Genomic DNA, 18,000 nt, shown 5'->3' with positions numbered 1-18,000 from the left:
CTTTTCACGGGTTCGAACCTGATCTTAGAGCTTGTTCGAAACGTTGTTGAAGGTGTTGTTCAACTTGGTGCCGATCGTCGTCATGGCGCCGATAGCCGCGACAGCGATCAGGGCAGCGATCAGGCCATATTCGATCGCGGTCGCACCCTTTTCATTCTTCAGCATCTTACGGATGAACTGCATTGCAAATCTCCTTGACTAAAATTCCAGTTCAACTTCCCCGCCGCCCCGCTCGAAATTAGGTCAGCTACGGATGTTTTAACTTTGGAGGGTTGATAAAGATTTAACGACATTTGCCATTCAAGCGGAATGATGGTTAATTATTCACTACTTCCATGGCGACATTGTTCCACATATTGATAGTCTTGTTGGCGACGCTTGTGATTGACGAGATAATCGCCAATGCAATAAGGGCGAGGATCAGGCCATATTCGATAGCAGTTGCGCCGCGTTCACAACGCAGCAACGCCATCGGCGACAGGTTTCCAATCAGTCTGCTCATGCCATCCCCTGATTATTGCAGACAGGCCCGGATAGCCTTGTAAAAGGGCCGGGTTAACAAACCCCTTTCGCTGGACTGACATGACGACAATCCTGCCTTTGCTGGTCGTGGCCGTGGCGCTGGTTGATGCGGATGGGCGCGTGCTGTTGCAGCAGCGTCCGCCGGGAAAGGCGATGGCGGGGCTTTGGGAATTTCCGGGGGGGAAGGTCGAAAGCGGAGAAACGCCTGAGGCGGCGCTGATCCGGGAACTGGAGGAGGAACTGGGAATTCGCACGCATGCCAGCTGCCTTGCCCCCGCATCCTTCGCCAGCGAAGCATTGGGGGACAGGCACCTGTTGCTGCTGCTCTATGTCTGCCGCAAGTGGCAGGGCCTGCCCGAAGCGCGTCATGCGACCGCGCTGCAATGGGTCAGGCCGAACCAGATGTATGCGCTGGAGATGCCGCCAGCGGATTTGCCGCTGATCGGGTTGCTGGATGCGCTGATCTAGAGAGTGAAAGGCAGGGCAGATCGCTGCCGGAGGCGCTGCCCTGCCCGAGGCGTCATTCTTCCGCTGCTTTGCTTTGCAGCTGGATATAGTTCTGGATGCCCATGCGTTCGATCATTTCGAACTGGGTTTCCAGCGTATCGACATGCTCTTCCTCGCTTTCGAGGATGTACTGGAACAAGTCGCGGCTGACGAAGTCGCGGACCGTTTCGCAATAGGCGATCGCATCCTTCAACACCGGGAGCGCTTCATATTCCAGTTCGAGGTCGGCCTTCAGTATCTCCTCAACCGTCTCGCCGATCTTCAAGCGGCCGAGCAGCTGGAAGTTGGGGAGGCCGTCGAGAAACAGGATGCGCTCCGCCACCTTGTCGGCGTGCTTCATCTCGTCGATCGATTCCTCATATTCGAACTTGGCGAGCTTTTCGATGCCCCAATGGTTGAGCATGCGATAGTGGAGGAAATATTGATTGATCGCGGTCAGCTCATTTTTGAGGACCTCGTTGAGATAGTCGATGACCTTGGGATCGCCCTTCATGGCGGTTTGCTCCGGCTGTTTGTACAGGCGGCGGATTATAAGGTCATGGCGCGCGATTGTTAATGGAAAAGCTCAGAAAATCCGCTGATTTTACAGACGGATATTGCGAGATACTCGCGCTTTATATCAGTCAATTGATGCGGATGATTATCAGTCGTCAGACAGAGGCGCGCTCGGTCGCTATGATGGTGCGGGCGAAAGGGACGCATTGCCCGCATTTCGGGCGGCGGCCAAGACGGGCATAAGCGCTGCACGGCGTATCCGCGCCGCCACGCACGGCTTCCTTCAGATCCTTTTCCCGAATGGCATTGCAGACACAGACAACCATCGACTTCTCCTGATTCGGAGATAGCGCACATGATAATTGCTCGCAATAGTGGATCAGCTGCTTTTGCGAATCTTTTGCGGCTTTCCATGAGCGAGGCTGCGCCAGAGCCATTCGGCCGGTCCCATCGCGAATCGGGATAGCCACGGCTTCGACCATAGCAGGATGACGGCCCAGACGCAGAGCACCACCAGCGGCAATTGCGCGGGGCGCAGTTGGGCGAACAGGCCCAACCCCCATCCGTAGAAAAGCGCGCACATGGCAAGGCTGGTGCCGAGATAATTGCTGAGCGCCAGGCGCCCCGCCGCGGCGATGCGCTGCACCAGCGCGCTGTCCTGATGACGGACGATCAGCCACAATATCAACGCGGCCCAGCCGACCGACAGGGGAATGCGGAAGGGGAAGGACCAGGCAAGCGCCGCCCCGAAGGCCGGCAGCACCGGGAAACCGCCGGTGATCAGCCACGCGGCCAGACCGGCCATGGGGGGCAGCCCGATCAGGAAGCAATGAACGGCGGTGCGGCGATATTGTCCGGCATCCCACCGGCCGGTCAGGAAGCCGCCCTTCAGCATGGCCATGCCCAGCAGCATGAAGCCCAGCGTATCCAGCCCGGTGAACAGCAGGCTGTTCGGCCATTCATTGGCGAAGAGGTGGAGATGATGGCGCAGGATCGTGCCGAAGCCGCTGCGGTAGGTCAGTATTTCCGACTGGATCGCGGAATGGTTGGGATCAGTGAAGGAGGCGGCGAAAGCGGCGAAACCGTCCCGCGCCGCCGATGCGGCCCCCGGTTCAACCGCCGATCCGGCCCATCCGTAGAGGCCAAGGACGAAGAGGGTGCAGACAAGAAAATGCGCCAGGAAGAAGAGGAAGGCCCATTTGACCAGCGAAAGCGGCTCCTTCCCGATGAAGGGCAGGGCGGCGATCCCGACGAGCGCGTAGATCGTCAATATGTCGCCCCACCAGAGCAGCAGATAATGGGCAAGGCCGATCAGGAACAGCCATGCGGCGCGGATCATCTGCGCCCTGCGCCCGTTGCGGCCCGCCAGTTCCTCCCGGTCGACGAGCAGCAGCATCGACGCCCCGAACAGCATGGAGAAAAGCGCGCGCATCTTGCCGTCGAAAAGGAGGAAGCTGACCAGCCAGAACAGCGTGTCTCCGGCGGACAATGGGCCTGTCACGCGCGGGTTGAAATAGGCCGCCTGGGGAAAAGCAAAGGCGGTGATGTTCATCCACAAAATGCCCATGACGGCACAGCCGCGCAGCACGTCCATGGCGGGAATGCGGAAGGATGGGGCGCTCATGCGGCGAGAATTCCTTGGAAAGACACTGGCAAATGGGACTTGCCTCTGCCATGCGACTAGCCATGAACAGCGGCCGCAAGCAACGGATAAGCGACGCATTCGGCGCTGCGGCCGACCATTATGACGATCATGCCGGGCCGCAGCGCGCCGCCGCCGCGCTGGTCGCCGATCTGGCGCACAGGCAGATGCCCGGCCCGGTCGAGCGCATATTGGAGATTGGCTGCGGCACGGGCATTTTGACCCGCGATATCCAGCGCCGCTGGCCCGCCGCCGAACTGGTGGTGACGGACCTGTCGCCCGAAATGCTGGCGAAGGCGGCAAAGTGGGGGCTGGTCGCAGGCAGGTTCCTCCCCATGGATGGGGAAGCGCCAGTGTTCGAGGGGGAATGGTTCGACCTTATCCTGTCGAACCTAGCCTTCCAATGGTTCGACCGGCTGGAGGACGCCATCGCCCGGCTGACGAAGCTGCTGCGGCCGGGGGGGAGCCTGATCTTTTCGACCATGGGGGCAGGGAGCTTCGCCCGCTGGCGCGCCGCGCATGAGGCTTGCGGGCTGACGGCGGGCGTGCCGGATTATCCGCGCCTGGATGACCTTCGCGCGATGCTGGGGGCTTATGAGGACGCCTTCGCCTTTGACGAGGATTATATGTTGTCCTGCGGCGGGGCGCGGGGGCTGATCGCGCATCTGAAAGGGATTGGCGCTGTGGTTCCGTCCGATGGCAGGAAGCCGCTGCCGCCAAGGGAATTGCGGCGCGTGATGGAGGCGTTCGACCGGAGCGGCGGGGATGACGCCTATCAGTTGCTGTTCGGGCGGGTTACGCGGGTTGTTTTGGCGGGCGGGTAGGGCTTCGCACGAATAGCGATATCAGGAGTGGCATGGCGGTGGTTAGCCAAGGCACCAAGCCAGATGATCGTGTGTTCTTCATCTCCGTCGTCGTTCCCGCGTAGGCGGCAACCCGTCTCGTCTTACGGCACTCCAGTTGCCTGACGAGAGTTGGGTCCCCGCCTGCACTACGGAGGGGGTTAGAGTTCGCTGTCCATGAGGGCGGGGAAGAAGCCTTCGTGGGCGGTGCGCAGATCGTCGAGCGCTACTCCCGCGACCGTGTTGCCGCCAGTGGCGCCGATGCGGAGGGCGCCTGCAATCTCCACGCCTTGCGGCGCGGCGACGATGTAGCGGCCCTGATCCTCGCCGAAGGCGGCGGCGGTGGAGAGCGAAACGTCAAGCTGCGCGCCGATGCCGCCCGCCAGCGCCATTTCGGCGATCGCGACCAGCAGGCCGCCATCGGAAATGTCATGGACGGCATTGACCTTGCCCTGGGCGATCAGGGTGCGGACCAGTTCCGCATTGGCGCGCTCGGCGGCGAGATCGACCTTTGGCGCTTCGCCAGCTTCGCGGCCTGCAATCTCGCGCAGCCAGATGGACTGGCCCAGATGCGATCCTTCGCCGCCGATCAGCCAGATGGCGTCGCCTTCCTGCTTGAAGGCCACCGTCGCCATGACGCCGACGTCCTGCAACAGGCCGATGCCGCCGATCGCGGGCGTGGGCAGGATCGCCGATCCGCCGCCGGTCGCCTTTGATTCATTATAGAGGCTGACATTGCCCGACACGATCGGGAAGTCGAGCGCGCGGCAGGCGTCGCCCATGCCGTCGAGGCAGCCGGTCAGCTGCGCCATGATCTCCGGCCGCTGCGGATTGGCGAAGTTCAGGCAGTTGGTGACCGCCAGCGGCGCCGCGCCGACCGCGCTGATGTTGCGATAGCATTCGGCGATTGCCTGCTTGCCGCCCTCATAGGGATCGGCATAGCAATAACGCGGCGTGCAGTCGGTGCTGATCGCGATGCCCTTTTGCGAGCCGTGAACGCGCACCACCGCCGCGTCGCCGCCGGGGCGCTGCACCGTGTCGGCGCCGACCATATGGTCATATTGCTCCCAGATCCAGCGGCGGCTGGCGATGTCGGGCGATCCCATCAGCTTCACGAGATCCGCGCCAATGTCCGCGCTTTCGGTCACGTCGCCCAGCGGCTGGACCTTCGCCCAGACCTTATATTCGTCGCGTGGCATGGAGGGGCGATCGTAAAGCGGCGCGTCGTCGGCCAGCGGCGCGAGCGGAATGTCGCACACCGTCTCGCCCTTGTGCACGAGGACCATGCGCCCGGTGTCGGTCACTTCGCCGATGACGGCGAAGTCCAGTTCCCACTTGCGGAAGATCGCTTCGGCGAAGGCTTCCTTGCCGGGCTGGAGCACCATCAGCATGCGCTCCTGGCTTTCCGACAGCATCATCTCATAGGCCGTCATGCCGGTTTCGCGCTGTGGCACCTTGTCCATGTCCAGCCGGATGCCGACGCCGCCCTTGGACGCCATTTCGACGGAGGAGGAGGTGAGGCCGGCCGCGCCCATATCCTGGATCGCGACGATCGCGTCGGACGCCATCAGTTCAAGGCACGCTTCGATCAGCAGCTTTTCGGTAAAGGGATCGCCAACCTGGACGGTGGGGCGCTTCTCTTCCGAATCCTCGCCGAAGTCGGCGGAGGCCATGGTCGCGCCGTGGATGCCGTCGCGGCCGGTCTTAGACCCCACATAGACGATCGGATTGCCGACCCCCGATGCCGCCGAATAGAAGATCTTGTCGGTTTCGGCGACGCCCACGGTCATGGCGTTGACCAGGATATTGCCGTCATAGGCGGGGTGGAAATTCACCTCTCCGCCCACGGTCGGAACGCCCACGCAATTGCCGTAGCCGCCGATGCCGTGGACCACGCCGCTGATGAGATGCTTCATCTTGGGATGATCGGGACGGCCGAAGCGCAGCGCGTTCATGTTCGCCACCGGCCGCGCGCCCATGGTGAACACGTCGCGCAGGATGCCGCCCACGCCCGTCGCCGCGCCCTGATAGGGTTCGATATAGGAGGGGTGGTTGTGGCTCTCCATCTTGAAGATCGCCGCCTGCCCGTCGCCTATGTCGATGACGCCCGCATTCTCGCCGGGGCCGCAAATCACCTGGGGCCCCTCGGTCGGCAGCTTCTTCAAATGGATGCGGCTGGACTTGTAGGAGCAATGTTCGGACCACATGACGGAGAATATGCCCAGTTCCGTCAGGTTCGGCTCCCGGCCGAGGGCGTTCAGGACGCGGTCATATTCTTCCGGCGAAAGGCCATGTTCGGCGACGATTTCCGGGGTGATCTGAGTGGCTGCGGTCGACATGAGCGCGCCTTTAGCCGGGGCGCGGCGGATAGACAATCCTTGCGCGCCGCCGCCGGACAAAACATGCTAGCAAAGAGCAGTCGGTCTGGCCGGGAGAGTGCAGATGGAATGGATGCTGTTGCCGTTGCGCCGCTATGCCAAATTTTCCGGGCGATCGCGGCCGAAGGAATATTGGATGTTCATCCTGTTCCTGATCCTGTGCTTCACGGCCATCGCGATCATAGAAGGGGCGCTGGGCATCAGCACGACCGAACATTGGGCGCAGAGCGGGCAGTGGGGGTTCGACACGGGCTATCGCACGCGGGGCGGGCCGCTGACCGCGCTGTTCGGCCTTGCGGTGCTGATCCCGTGGATCGCGGTGGCGGTGCGGCGGCTGCATGACAGCGACAGGAGCGGTTTCTGGCTGCTGATCCTGTTCTTTCCGATCATCGGCAGCCTGGTGCTGCTGGTCTTCTTCATCATGAGCGGGACGCGCGGGCCGAACCGTTTCGGACCGGACCCGGTCGAGGCGGGCGAGCCGGAGCTGGCGAAGGGCTGACATGAAAAAGGCCGGGCTCCGATGGGGAGGCCCGGCCTTGGGAAAAAAGGGGAGCTGAAACCCTCAGGCCTTGCAGCTGAGCGCGCTCTTGCCCGGAAGGGTGGCGGTGATCTGCTTGCCGGTGCCTTCGACCGAATAGCCTTCGGCGGTGAAGGGCTTGCCCGGTTCGGACGCCACCAGCTTGGTGGGGGAGCCGTCCTTTTCGGTGCGCAGGTTCACGGTCTTGTCGTCGCTCAGGAAATCGACGAACAACAGGCTGTTGTCCTTGCAGCGATATTGATGGCTGACCTTCACCGAGGGGGGCAGTTCGACCGGCGCGGCGTTGGCGAGTTGCTGGGCCATGGGATCGGCGGGGCCGCCCACGACTTCGGGTTCGTCATTCTGGTTGCAGGCGGACAGCAGGCTGACCGCGGCTGCGGTGATCAGGGGGAGATGATATTTCATAGCGATCCTTCTATGTGCATCTGCGACACGGAGCGTCAACGCAAAACTGCCAAAAAACCGCCAGCGCCGTGGCGTGGCGTCATGACGCCTTGATGACAGGGGGCGCTAAAAGGCGGGCAGGGCCGCTGCGGGCTTGACCGGGCGCACGGGGCCGGTCAATGCAGGAGACATGGCCGAAGAGAGCATGACCCAGGGGGACGATACGTCTCAATTGTCGTTCGAGGATGCGCTGCGCGCGCTTGAGTCGATCGTTCGCCGGCTGGAAAGCGGCGACGTGCCGCTCGATGAGTCCATCTCGCTCTATGCGCGGGGGGAAGAGTTGCGCAAGCGCTGCCTGGAACGGTTGCAGGCGGCCGAGGCGCGCATCCAGAAACTGACCATCGATCCCAGCGGGGCCGTGACGGGCGCCCAGCCGTTCGGCGCGGATTGAGCGTGCTGGCGATGGAGGGAGCGACCTCCGGCAAGGCGCTGATCGCCAGCCGCTCCGCCGCCCTCGCCGCAGAGGTGGACCGGGCGTTCGATGCGCTGCTGACCGTTCCCGCCGATCCGCGATCCCGCCTGTATGAGGCGATGCGCCACGCGGCGATCGGCGGCGGCAAGAGGCTGCGCCCGCTGCTGGTGCAGGCGGCGAGCGACCTGTTCAACATTTCGCGTGAATCAGCGTTGCGGGTGGGCCTGGCCGTCGAGTGCATCCATGTCTATTCGCTGATCCACGACGATCTGCCCGCGATGGACGATGACGACCTGCGCCGGGGCAAGCCGACCATCCACAAGGCGTTTGACGAGGCGACAGCCATCCTGGCGGGCGATTGCCTGCATGACCTGGCGTTCCAGTTGCTGGCCGACGAGGAGACCCATCCCGATCCGTTCGTGCGCGTGGAACTGGTGAAGGCGCTCGCCATCGCCAGCGGCCCGGCGGGAATGGCGGGCGGCCAGATGATGGACCTGGAAGCGGAAAGGGCGAGCTTCGACCTGGCGACCGTCACCCGGCTGCAACAGCTCAAGACGGGCGCGCTCATCGCCTTCTGCGTCGATGCCGCCGCCATCATGGCGCGGATCCCGGCGGAGGGGCGCACCAGCCTGCACGGCTATGCCCGCGACATCGGCCTTGCCTTTCAGATCGCCGACGACCTGCTGGACGTGGAAGGCGATGCGGCCGCCGCGGGCAAGGCGCTGGGCAAGGACGAGGCGGCGGGCAAGGAAACCTTCGTTTCCCTGCTGGGCGTCGAACGGGCGCGGGAACAGGCGCAGCTTCTGGTGCAGCAGGCGAAGGCGCATCTGCACGCGCATGGCGCGCGGGCGGACCTGCTGCGCGCGATCGCCGACTATATCGTGGAAAGGGACCGTTAGGATGAGCAGGCAGAGGGTAGGCGTATATCCCGGCACCTTCGATCCGATCACGCTTGGCCACATGGACATCATCCGGCGCGGGGCGAAGCTGGTCGACAAGCTGGTCATCGGCGTCACCACCAACATCGCCAAGTCGCCGATGTTTTCCGACGAGGAACGGCTGGAGATGGTGCGGCGGGAATGCGCGGGCATCGATACGGAGATCGTCGTCACCGGATTCAATTCGCTGCTGATGGACTTTGCCGAATCGCAGGGGGCCAGCGTCATCATCCGGGGCCTGCGCGCCGTGGCTGACTTCGAATATGAATATCAGATGGCGGGCATGAACCAGCAGATCAATTCGCGGGTCGAGACGGTCTTCCTGATGGCCGATGTTTCGTTGCAGCCGATCGCGTCGCGGCTGGTCAAGGAAATCGCGCTTTATGGCGGCCCGATCCACAAGTTCGTCAGCCCGCGCGTGGGCGAAGAGGTTGTTGCGCGGGTCGGCGTGATCGGCCGCAAGGGGACCAGCTAAAGGCGGCGCTCAGCCTTCGTTCAGTTGCCAATCGCGAAGAGCGCGTTATCAGGGCGTCTTCGCCTCATCAGGCACTTGTCAGGGAATGCTTATCCATGCGGTTTACGTCTGCGCTCAAGACGGTGGCGATCGGTTTCGCTCTCTACGCTTCCAGCGGCGCCGCGCTGGCGCAGGGGGGCGGGCAGGGCAATGCGGAGGCCACGAAGAAAGCCGAAGCCGCCGCGCGCGCCGAGCAGAACGCCAAGGTCATGGGGCAGGACCCGGCGCTCAAGCTGCCCCCCGCGACCGTGCCCGCAGACCCTGAGAATATCTGGGACCTGGACCTGTCGAGCGGCGGACGCGTGCGCATCCAGCTACGCCCGGACATCGCGCCGAACCATGTCGAGCGGATCAAGCAGCTGACCCGGCAGGGCTTCTACAATGGCCTGAAATTCCACCGCGTCATCCCCGGTTTCATGGCGCAGGGGGGCGATCCCAAGGGCGACGGCACGGGCGGGTCGGCGCTGCCCGACCTGGCGGCCGAATTCAACCCGATGCCGCACCTGCGCGGCACCGTGTCGATGGCGCGCGCGCAGGATGAAAACAGCGCCAACAGCCAGTTTTTCATCGTGCTGCTGCCGCGCATGCAGCTCGACAAGAAATATACCGTCTTCGGCCGCGTGATCGAGGGCATGCAATATGTCGACGCGATCACGCCGGGCGAGCCGCCCGCCAATCCCACCGTCATCCTGCAAGCGTCGATCGAAAGCGACGGCAAGCCGCCGGTAACCGCGCTGCCGGCGCCCCCTGCGCCTTCGATCATTGCCCCGGCTCCAGCGCCCAGGAAGGCGGCTGCGGGCAAGAAGAAATAAGGCAGCGGCAGACCCGGCCGTACTCCTGCGAAGGCAGGAGCACGGTGCGCAACTGCCAGAGCGTTTCACCATGCGCGTAGATCTGTTCGACTTCGACCTGCCGCCGGAGAGCATCGCGCTGAGGCCCGCCTCTCCACGCGATTCCGCGCGTCTGCTGCTGGTCGCTGGTGACGCGCCATTCGAGGACAGGGTCGTCCGCGACCTGCCTTCCATGCTGCGTCCCGGCGACGTGCTGGTCTTCAATGACACCAAGGTGATCCCCGCCCAGCTTGAGGGGATGCGGGGAGAGGCCAGGGTCGGCGCGACGCTGCACAAGCGGCTGGGGCTGCGCCAATGGCAGGCCTTTCTGCGCAATGCCAAGCGGGTGCGGGACGGGGACCGGATCGATTTCGGCGCGGGCGTCACCGCCATCGCCGGGCCGCGCGACGAGGATGGCGGCGTGACGCTGCGCTTTGAGGGCGAGGAGCCCGTCGAACTGCTGCTGGAGCGGGCGGGGCGCATGCCGCTGCCGCCCTATATCGCCAGCAAGCGGCCCACCGATGCGCGCGATCGCAGCGATTACCAGACCATGTTCGCCCGCGAGGACGGCGCTGTGGCCGCGCCCACGGCGGCGCTGCACTTCACGCTCGAATTGATGGCGGCGCTTGGTAAGGCCGGGGTGCAGGCGGAGACGCTGACCCTGCATGTCGGCGCTGGCACATTCCTGCCGGTGAAGGCCGATGACACGGACGATCACCGCATGCATGCCGAATGGGGCAGGATCGAGCAGGATACCGCGGACCGGCTGAATGCGGCGCGGGCGCGCGGCGGGCGCTTGATCGCGGTCGGCACGACAAGCCTGCGCCTGCTGGAAAGCGCGGCGGACGAAGAAGGCCGCATCCACCCCTTCGCCGATGAAACGCGCATCTTCATCACGCCGGGCTATCGTTTCCGCGCGGTCGACGGGCTGATGACCAATTTCCACCTGCCCAAATCGACATTGTTCATGCTGGTGAGCGCGCTGATGGGACGCGAGCGGATGCAGGCGGCCTATGCCCATGCGATCGCGCAGGGCTATCGCTTCTATTCCTACGGGGATTCCTCACTGCTGCTGCCGTGAGGCAGGGCGGCCTAGGACCGGCCCGCGAACAGGAAGGCCACCGCCGCGATGATGCACAGGAAGGCGGCGAAATGGCGCCAGTGCAGCGGCTCGCCCAGCACGGTCACCATGAAGCCGCCGAAGACGATCAGCGCGATCGCTTCCTGCGCGATCTTCAATTGCCCCGCGCTCCAGCCATGGGCGAAGCCGATGCGGTTGGCGGGCACGGCGAAACAATATTCGACGAAGGCGATCGCCCAGCTGATCAGGATGACGATCAGCAGCGGTTTGTGCATCCCGCCCTTCAAATGCCAATACCAGGCCACCGTCATGAAGATGTTGGAAATGACGAGCAGCAGGATGGTTGGCATGCGCGGCCTCGATAACAGGAAGAGGCCGCTTTCTCATGCGCGCGCGGGCCGCGCAAGCGAAGAGGCCCAGCCTTGCGGCCGGGCCTCCCTGACTGGCGTTGCCGCCGCGTCCGCTGTTCAGCGATAGCGGCTGGTCTGGCCCTGCGCATTGCTGCTGCCGGTAGAACCCTGCTGGTCCCAGCTGCTGCGGCTGTCGCGATCGCCGAACATGGCGTTCTGTTCCCGTTCGGTGCGCCATGCGTGCTGGGCTTCGTCGGCCGTCTTTTCGATCGTCACCTTCTGCGCGTCCACGGAGCGAATCCAGGACGAGGGGATGGAGTGGTGCACGCCGCCCGCATCCTGATCCGTCTTGGTCAGGATGATGCGGTCGCCGCTCAGCTTGTCGACGGTGCCGACATGCTCGCCATCGCTGCCGACGACTTCCATATGTTCGCGCACCTGCTGGATCGCCTGGCGCTGTTCGCCGCGCCGCGTCCGCCAGCTGCCGAATTCCTGGTTGAAGCGGTCGCGATGTTCCCGCTGATATTCGGCATAGTCGCGGTCAAGCTCATCGATCCGCTGCTGCCGCCATGCATGATAGTTGGCGTCATGATGTTCGCCATAATCATGCGCCGGGCCATAGGAGCGGACGCGGTTGCCATGATCCTCGCTGCCAAAGCCGCTGCGTTCGCCGGTATAGGGCGCGTAGCCGCGATTGGGGAGATACTGGTTGCTGCGCGAGGCGGAGGCATAGCCGATGCGGCTGCTTTCATCGCGGGGATCGCCATAGGGGCGGTTGTAATATTCGTCATATTCGCGACGGCGCTCCGCCTCTTCATCGCCGAACCAGCTACGGATTTCATCGCCCGCCCGGTCGAAGAAGCCGCGTTCGTCGGGGTCATAGCCTTCCGGCCCGTGCCGGTAGTCCGATCCGCCAAACTGTCCGCGCGTTCCGTAACGGCTGCGGTCGTCACGCCAGTCACGCTGGCCCCGATACCGGTCCGATCCGCGATCCCAGTCACCCCGGCTGCGATCATATTCGCCATAGCGGCGTCCGCCTTGATAGCCCATCATCTTTCTCCTTAACCTGGAATTCGCCTCCGTTGCCGAAGGAGCCATTGCAGCACTAATGTACGTTAGGGCGCATCGTTCCGCCTGTTACGCGGCGGTAACGTCCATGCTTTGGACCGTTTCATCGAATGGCGGCGGTGGGGCGCGAAGGGGGAAAGCTTCCTGCTTCTTCATCATAAAAAGACCGTTGCAAGCCTTGGGACGCTCGCTTATAGGCAGCGCTCCTTTGGGGCCGTAGCTCAGCTGGGAGAGCGCGTCGTTCGCAATGACGAGGTCAGGGGTTCGATCCCCCTCGGCTCCACCATTCCCCCTTTTCACCGGAAGGGGTGGAAGACTTTACCGCAGGCGCATTGCTGACCTAAGGCGGTTCTCATGTCTGAAAATATTGGTAATGGACGTCCTGCGGCCACGGTGGTGATCGTACGCGACATGCCCGCTGCGCCGCCGCACATCCTGATGATGGAGCGGGCGGCGAGCATGGTCTTTGCCTCCGGCGCGCTGGTCTTTCCGGGCGGCGCTGTCGATCCCGCCGACCGGGCGCTGGCGGAGGCGCTGGGGCTGGACGGGGATGTGGACGACATCGCGGCCCGGATCGCGGCGATCCGCGAGACGCTGGAGGAAAGCGGGCTTGGCATCGGCTTCGACAATGTCCTGGGTGAAGCGCAACTGACGGACATGCGCGCGGCGCTGGCGGACGGGGCGAGCCTGGCGGAGGTCGTGCGGGCGCATAAGCTGCGGCTTGCGCTCGATCGGCTGGTGCCTTTCAGCCGCTGGCACCCGGCCGTCGCGGAGCATGTGACGCGGATCTTCGACACGCGCTTCTACCTTGCGCGCGCGCCTTCGGGTCAGGACGCGAGCGTGGATGCGACCGAAAATGTGCGGCTGTTCTGGAGCGCGGCGCAGGATACCATCCGCCGCTGCGATGCGGGGGACGGGCGGATCATCTTTCCGACGCGGCGCAACCTTGAGCGGCTGGCGCTGTTCGGCAGTTTCGAGGCGATGGCGGCGCATGCGGCCTCCATCCCGGTGGAAATGGTGCGGCCCTGGATCGAGGAACGGGCGGGGGAGCGCTATCTGTGCATCCCCGATCATCTGGGTTATCCGGTGACTTCGGAACCGTTGGGCCGTGTGCGGCGTGGTTAGGCCATGCGCCGCATTCATGTCATCGCTCGCCGGATCGTCGCTTTGGCCATCATCCTGTCGCTGCTGTTCGGCGGCTATGCCTATTTGAGGAAACGGCCGCAGGACCTTCCCTGGACGCAGATCGATCTGGCGCAGCCGGTGGGATTGTTCACCGGGCGGAAGCTGGCGGCGCTGGGCCAGTCGCCTGACCAGTGCCGCGCGCTGCTGGATCGGGCGGGGGTCGCCTATGTGGCGCTGCCGCCGGGCGGGAGTGGGCAGTGCCGCTATGACGATGCCGTCCGGTTGGAGGGGGGAGAGGACGCGATACGGCTGTCGCCTGCTTCGGTGGGGCCGTCCTGCCCCGTGGCTGCGGCGCTGAAGCTATGGGAATGGCATGTGGTGCAGCCCGCCGCCCAGCGCCATTTCGGCCAGGCGGTCAGGAGCATGTCGCATTTCGGCTCCTTCAGTTGCCGCCGCATATATGGCCGGTCGGAGGGCGATTTCAGCGAGCATGCGACCGCCGACGCCATCGACATAGCGGGCTTCACGCTGGAGGATGGAAGGCGCGTCACGGTCGTGGGCGGCTGGAAGGGCGAGGACAAGGATGCCGCTTTCCTGCGCGAGGTGCGGGACGGCGCATGTCCGTTATTTTCAACGGTGTTGTCACCCGACTATAATGCGGCGCATCGCGACCATTTTCACCTGGACCAGGCGGATCGCGGCGCGTTCGGCTGGCGGGCGTGCCGTTGAGGGGAGACGCCCAATCCCATTGACAGACCGGCCCTGATACGGGGCAGGCGCTTGGAAAGTGGGGCTTACTGGCCGAAGCCTGCTTCGCGGGCGATCTTCACCGACTCGCGCGCCGCCGCGAGCAGTGCGCCGCTTTTCGCCTCGCATTCCCGCTGCTCATATTCGGGCGTGGAGTCGGCGACGATGCCCGCCCCGGCCTGCACATGCATCACGCCATCCTTGAGCACGGCCGTGCGCAGGACGATGCAGCTGTCCATATTGCCGTCCGGTCCGAAATAGCCGACGCCGCCCGCATAGGCGCCCCTGGTTTCCGGCTCCAGTTCGGCGATGATCTCGCACGCCCGCACTTTCGGCGCGCCTGACACGGTCCCGGCGGGGAAGCCAGCGAACAGGGCGTCGAGCGCATCCTTGCCGGGCGCGAGGCGGCCGACCACGTTCGACACGATGTGCATCACATGGCTGTAGAATTCGACCGTATAGCTGTCCGTCACCGTCACCGTTCCGGCGGCCGCGACACGGCCGACATCGTTGCGGCCAAGGTCGAGCAGCATCAGATGTTCGGCACGTTCCTTGGGATCGGTGAGCAGGCTTTCACGGTTCGCCGCGTCCTCGACGGCGGTCTTGCCACGGGGGCGAGTGCCCGCGATCGGCCGGATCGTCACCTCCCCATCGCGGGTGCGCACCAATATTTCGGGGCTCGACCCGATCAGGGCAAAGCCGGGCAGGTCGAGATAATAGAGAAAGGGCGACGGATTGATCCGCCGCAGCGCGCGGTACAGGGCGATGGGCGGCAGGGTGAAGGGACTGCTGAACCGCTGGGCCAGCACCACCTGAAAGATGTCGCCCGCGACGATATAATCCTTCGCCCGCTCCACCATCGCGGCATAGCGGCCCGGTTCGAGCGCTGGCGTCACCTCTATGTCCGCGATATCGGCAGGAGGGCTGACGGCGGGGAGCGGCGCTGCGAGGCGGGCGGCGGTGGCGTCGATCCGGTCCAGCGCCTCGCTTATGGCGGCACCGGCGTCGCGGAAGCTGCCCTTCCACACAGGGGCGACGAGAAAGAGCGCGTCGGCCAGCCGGTCGAAAACCAGAATGACGGTCGGCCGTACGAACAGCATGTCCGGCACGTCGAGCGGATTGGGGGCAGGACGGGGCAGCTTTTCCACCAGCCCGACCGTCTCATAACCGAAATAGCCGACGAGGCAGGCAAGGGCGGGCGGGAGCGCCGCATCCAGATCGGCCCGGCATTCCGCCACCAGCGCGCGCAACGCATCGAGCGTGCCAGCAGGTTCGGCGGTGAAGGCGTCGCGGTCCGTCGCCCATTGGCGGTTGATTTCCGCCTGTTCGCCATTCGCGCGGAAGACAAGATCCGGGGCAAGGCCGATCAGGCTGTAGCGCCCGCGAACAGCGCCGCCTTCCACCGATTCCAGCAGGAAGTCGCCGCGATCGGGCTCGAACAGCTTGAGCGCGGCGGAAATCGGCGTGTCGGTGTCGGCGATCTGCCGCCGCCACACCAGCGCCGACTTGCCCGCCGCCAGCGCGGCGCGCGCGCTTTGAATGCCGTCGCTGCCCGGAACATCCCCCGCCGCGCTCATATCATTGAGCGCCGCTATTGGTGCTGCTGAGCGCGCGCTGGACCTGCGCGACGGCCGAAGGGTTACGTTCCACGCCCAGTTCCTTTTCGACGGCGTGGACGAACTGCTGCGCATATTCCTGGCCGACGACATCACCAAGCTGGCTGCGCACCTGATTGAGCAGCGCGGGCTGCCCTCCCGCATCGCCGCGCTTTATGCCGTTCAGCTGGACGACGAAATAGCCGCGATCCTGACCGATGGGCATCGTCTTCACGCTGTTCGCCGCCATGGAAAAGAGGATCATCACCTCTGCGGGCGGCCGCTGTTCGCCGCGCAATATGTCGGCGCGGCGGCCGCCCACGACCTGCGGCGCGGGGAGCTGGACGCCAGCCGAGGCGACCGCGTCGGCCAGCTTCATGCCCTTGGCCACCTTCGCGCGGATCTGTTCGGCCAGCGCCTTGGCCTTCTCATTGCCCTTGGCGAGCTTGTACTGCATCGCCACCAGCGACTTCACCTTTTCCAGCGGCGGCGGAGCGGCGGCCTGGATCTGGGCGGGCGCGGCCAGCGCATAGCGCTTGTCCTGCGTGATCGGGATCAGTTGCGCATCGTCATCCTGGCTCATCTGGAAAACGGGCGCGAGCAGGGGCTGCACGTCGGCGGGGGCCTGATAGGCCTGATCCTCCACCTGCTTGCCGGTCGCCAGCAGGAAGGGCGTGGTTTCCAGTTTCAGGCCGTTATCCTTCACCACTTCCTCGAAGCTGCCGCCATCGGCGATCTGATCCTCGATCTTGCCGGTGAACTCGGTCAGCAGCCGCTTTTCCTTCTGCTCTCGCAGGGTCGAGGCGATCTCATCCTTCACGGCGGCAAGGGGGCGGGCGGGGATGGTCTTGACCGATGTCACGCGCAGCAGCAGCCAGCCGAGCGGCCCGCGAACCGGACCAACCAGCTCCCCCTCCTTGGCGCGGAAGCCCGCATCGGCAACGGCGGCGGAAGAGGCGGAGGCCAGCGCCTGGCGGCTCTGGCCGTTCAGCGTGGACACGGCAAATCCCGCACCCTGCGCGGCGGCGGACAGCGGCTTGCCGCCCCTGACCTCAGCGGCGATCGCCTTAGCCCCGGCTTCGGTCGGCAGGATCAGCTGTTCGAAGCTGCGGCTTTCCTTCGCGGCGTAGGCGGCCTTGTTCTGGTTGTAATAAGCGGCGATTTCCTGATCGCTGGGCTGGGCCGCCTGGGCAAAGCGCTGGCCGTCGATCACGGCGTAGCGGATGCGGCGCTGTTCGGGGATGGTGTAGCGCGCGGCGTTCGAACGGTAATATTCCGCCAGCTGCGCCTCGGTCGGGTCCTTGATATCCTTGAACGCCATGGACGGGATGGCGGCGATCGTGCCCTGCCGCGCTTCCAGCAGCAGGGAGGCGTAAGGCAGGATCAGGCTGTCGGACAGCTTCACGCCCAGGCCCAGCGGCGCGAGCATCTGCCGCTCCAGAATCTCGCGGCTGATATCGTCGCGCAGCGCCTGTTCGGTGATGCGTTCGCGCAGCAGCAACTGGCGGAAATTATCCTGGCTGAAATTGCCCGCCGCATCCTGGAATGCGGGGATTTGCGCGATCTGCGCATCGACAAGCCGCTTGGAGATATGGACGCCCTGATCCTGCGCATATTCCTTCAGCGTCATGGCCGCGACAAGCTGGTCGAAAATCTGGCGCGCCGCGCCTTGCCCCAGAAACTCGCTGATTTGCAGTCCGGGATTGGCGCGCCGCGCGTTTTCGAACACGCGCTGCACCCGCTCCTGAAACTCGGTCAGCGTCAGCCGGGACCCGCCAGCCTTGGCCACGGTCGCGCCGCCGCCGATCGACGGGCCGAACTTGCCGCTGCTGATGTCCCCCAGGATGAAGGCCGCCGCGATGACGCCCAGGAACAGCAGCGCGAAAAGCGCGCCGAATTTGGAATGGATGAGGCGGCGGAACGTTGAAAGCATGACGGAAAGTCCAGACGCTAGGGCTTTGTGGCGGCCCGC

General features: G+C 64.5%; 21 protein-coding genes and 1 tRNA gene. 11 read left to right on the top strand and 11 right to left on the bottom strand.

Features of this window, described 5'->3' with window-relative positions; all coding sequences use genetic code 11:
- Nucleotides 1-24 precede the first annotated feature (24 nt).
- Together ET21_RS0104445 and ET21_RS0104440 are read right to left on the bottom strand one after the other, a co-directional pair.
- Nucleotides 25-183: a Flp family type IVb pilin gene (locus ET21_RS0104445; RefSeq protein ID WP_030538743.1), complete on the bottom strand. Its 159-nt coding sequence runs from the start codon at nt 181-183 to the stop codon at nt 25-27.
- A 133-nt stretch (nt 184-316) separates the two neighbouring features.
- Nucleotides 317-502, bottom strand: coding sequence for a Flp family type IVb pilin (locus tag ET21_RS0104440; protein ID WP_030538742.1), 186 nt, complete (start codon nt 500-502; stop codon nt 317-319).
- Between the two features lie 80 nt (nt 503-582).
- On the opposite strand from ET21_RS0104440, the gene ET21_RS0104435 reads away from it, so the two are divergent.
- Nucleotides 583-990, top strand: a complete 408-nt coding sequence (locus ET21_RS0104435) for a (deoxy)nucleoside triphosphate pyrophosphohydrolase (RefSeq protein ID WP_030538741.1) — start codon at nt 583-585, stop codon at nt 988-990.
- 52 nt (nt 991-1,042) lie between these two features.
- On the opposite strand, the gene bfr is transcribed toward ET21_RS0104435, so the two are convergent.
- The 3 genes from bfr to ET21_RS0104420 all read right to left on the bottom strand — a co-directional run bounded on the left by bfr (nt 1,043) and on the right by ET21_RS0104420 (nt 3,148).
- Nucleotides 1,043-1,522, bottom strand: coding sequence for a bacterioferritin (bfr, locus tag ET21_RS0104430; RefSeq protein WP_021236821.1), 480 nt, complete (start codon nt 1,520-1,522; stop codon nt 1,043-1,045).
- A gap of 157 nt (nt 1,523-1,679) precedes the next feature.
- The gene (locus ET21_RS0104425) at nt 1,680-1,850 is read right to left on the bottom strand and encodes a bacterioferritin-associated ferredoxin (protein WP_021236822.1); all 171 of its coding nucleotides are present in this window, start codon (nt 1,848-1,850) and stop codon (nt 1,680-1,682) included.
- A gap of 53 nt (nt 1,851-1,903) precedes the next feature.
- Nucleotides 1,904-3,148, bottom strand: a complete 1,245-nt coding sequence (locus tag ET21_RS0104420) for a DUF418 domain-containing protein (protein ID WP_030538740.1) — start codon at nt 3,146-3,148, stop codon at nt 1,904-1,906.
- A 62-nt stretch (nt 3,149-3,210) separates the two neighbouring features.
- On the opposite strand from ET21_RS0104420, the gene ET21_RS0104415 reads away from it, so the two are divergent.
- Nucleotides 3,211-3,990, top strand: coding sequence for a methyltransferase domain-containing protein (locus ET21_RS0104415; RefSeq protein WP_030538739.1), 780 nt, complete (start codon nt 3,211-3,213; stop codon nt 3,988-3,990).
- 179 nt (nt 3,991-4,169) lie between these two features.
- Here the strand turns inward: ET21_RS0104415 and purL are convergent, their stop codons facing one another.
- Nucleotides 4,170-6,347 carry a phosphoribosylformylglycinamidine synthase subunit PurL gene (purL, locus tag ET21_RS0104410; protein WP_030538738.1) on the bottom strand — a complete coding sequence of 726 codons (2,178 nt, stop codon included), beginning with the start codon at nt 6,345-6,347 and terminating at the stop codon, nt 4,170-4,172.
- Between the two features lie 103 nt (nt 6,348-6,450).
- Between purL and ET21_RS0104405 the strand changes: the two genes are divergently transcribed.
- Nucleotides 6,451-6,885, top strand: coding sequence for a DUF805 domain-containing protein (locus ET21_RS0104405; RefSeq protein ID WP_030538737.1), 435 nt, complete (start codon nt 6,451-6,453; stop codon nt 6,883-6,885).
- Between the two features lie 63 nt (nt 6,886-6,948).
- Here the strand turns inward: ET21_RS0104405 and ET21_RS0104400 are convergent, their stop codons facing one another.
- Nucleotides 6,949-7,329: a hypothetical protein gene (locus tag ET21_RS0104400; protein WP_021236827.1), complete on the bottom strand. Its 381-nt coding sequence runs from the start codon at nt 7,327-7,329 to the stop codon at nt 6,949-6,951.
- Nucleotides 7,330-7,498: 169 nt separating this feature from the next.
- On the opposite strand from ET21_RS0104400, the gene ET21_RS0104395 reads away from it, so the two are divergent.
- From ET21_RS0104395 to queA, 5 genes are all read left to right on the top strand, one after another.
- On the top strand, nt 7,499-7,759 hold the full coding sequence (locus ET21_RS0104395) for an exodeoxyribonuclease VII small subunit (protein ID WP_021236828.1): 261 nt from the start codon (nt 7,499-7,501) through the stop codon (nt 7,757-7,759).
- An 11-nt stretch (nt 7,760-7,770) separates the two neighbouring features.
- Complete coding sequence (locus tag ET21_RS0104390; RefSeq protein ID WP_030538736.1) at nt 7,771-8,679, top strand: polyprenyl synthetase family protein; 909 nt, start codon at nt 7,771-7,773, stop codon at nt 8,677-8,679.
- A gap of 1 nt (nt 8,680) precedes the next feature.
- Nucleotides 8,681-9,193 carry a pantetheine-phosphate adenylyltransferase gene (gene coaD / locus ET21_RS0104385; protein WP_021236830.1) on the top strand — a complete coding sequence of 171 codons (513 nt, stop codon included), beginning with the start codon at nt 8,681-8,683 and terminating at the stop codon, nt 9,191-9,193.
- Between the two features lie 95 nt (nt 9,194-9,288).
- A complete protein-coding gene (locus ET21_RS0104380) occupies nt 9,289-10,044 on the top strand; it encodes a peptidylprolyl isomerase (RefSeq protein ID WP_021236831.1) in 756 nt (251 codons plus the stop codon).
- A 70-nt stretch (nt 10,045-10,114) separates the two neighbouring features.
- Nucleotides 10,115-11,143, top strand: coding sequence for a tRNA preQ1(34) S-adenosylmethionine ribosyltransferase-isomerase QueA (gene queA / locus ET21_RS0104375; RefSeq protein WP_030538735.1), 1,029 nt, complete (start codon nt 10,115-10,117; stop codon nt 11,141-11,143).
- A gap of 11 nt (nt 11,144-11,154) precedes the next feature.
- On the opposite strand, the gene ET21_RS0104370 is transcribed toward queA, so the two are convergent.
- Together ET21_RS0104370 and ET21_RS0104365 are read right to left on the bottom strand one after the other, a co-directional pair.
- A complete protein-coding gene (locus ET21_RS0104370) occupies nt 11,155-11,493 on the bottom strand; it encodes a DMT family protein (protein WP_030538734.1) in 339 nt (112 codons plus the stop codon).
- A 117-nt stretch (nt 11,494-11,610) separates the two neighbouring features.
- A complete protein-coding gene (locus ET21_RS0104365; protein WP_030538733.1) occupies nt 11,611-12,543 on the bottom strand; it encodes a DUF2171 domain-containing protein in 933 nt (310 codons plus the stop codon).
- Nucleotides 12,544-12,771: 228 nt separating this feature from the next.
- Here ET21_RS0104365 and ET21_RS0104360 point away from each other — a divergent pair.
- The 3 genes from ET21_RS0104360 to ET21_RS0104350 all read left to right on the top strand — a co-directional run bounded on the left by ET21_RS0104360 (nt 12,772) and on the right by ET21_RS0104350 (nt 14,415).
- Nucleotides 12,772-12,847, top strand: a tRNA-Ala gene (locus tag ET21_RS0104360).
- Between the two features lie 68 nt (nt 12,848-12,915).
- Nucleotides 12,916-13,686: an NUDIX domain-containing protein gene (locus tag ET21_RS0104355; protein WP_030538732.1), complete on the top strand. Its 771-nt coding sequence runs from the start codon at nt 12,916-12,918 to the stop codon at nt 13,684-13,686.
- A 3-nt stretch (nt 13,687-13,689) separates the two neighbouring features.
- A complete protein-coding gene (locus tag ET21_RS0104350; protein WP_030538731.1) occupies nt 13,690-14,415 on the top strand; it encodes an extensin family protein in 726 nt (241 codons plus the stop codon).
- Nucleotides 14,416-14,480: 65 nt separating this feature from the next.
- Here the strand turns inward: ET21_RS0104350 and trpE are convergent, their stop codons facing one another.
- Nucleotides 14,481-16,010, bottom strand: coding sequence for an anthranilate synthase component I (trpE, locus tag ET21_RS0104345; protein ID WP_030538730.1), 1,530 nt, complete (start codon nt 16,008-16,010; stop codon nt 14,481-14,483).
- A gap of 1 nt (nt 16,011) precedes the next feature.
- Nucleotides 16,012-17,961 carry a peptidylprolyl isomerase gene (locus tag ET21_RS0104340; protein ID WP_030538729.1) on the bottom strand — a complete coding sequence of 650 codons (1,950 nt, stop codon included), beginning with the start codon at nt 17,959-17,961 and terminating at the stop codon, nt 16,012-16,014.
- Between the last annotated feature and the right edge of the window lie 39 nt (nt 17,962-18,000).

The sequence above is a fragment of the Sphingobium sp. DC-2 genome, assembly GCF_000722555.1.
GTDB classification, from domain to species: domain Bacteria; phylum Pseudomonadota; class Alphaproteobacteria; order Sphingomonadales; family Sphingomonadaceae; genus Sphingobium; species Sphingobium quisquiliarum.
The sequence above is the reverse complement of the archived record's forward strand: the minus strand, read 5'-3'. Positions and strand labels throughout refer to the sequence as shown.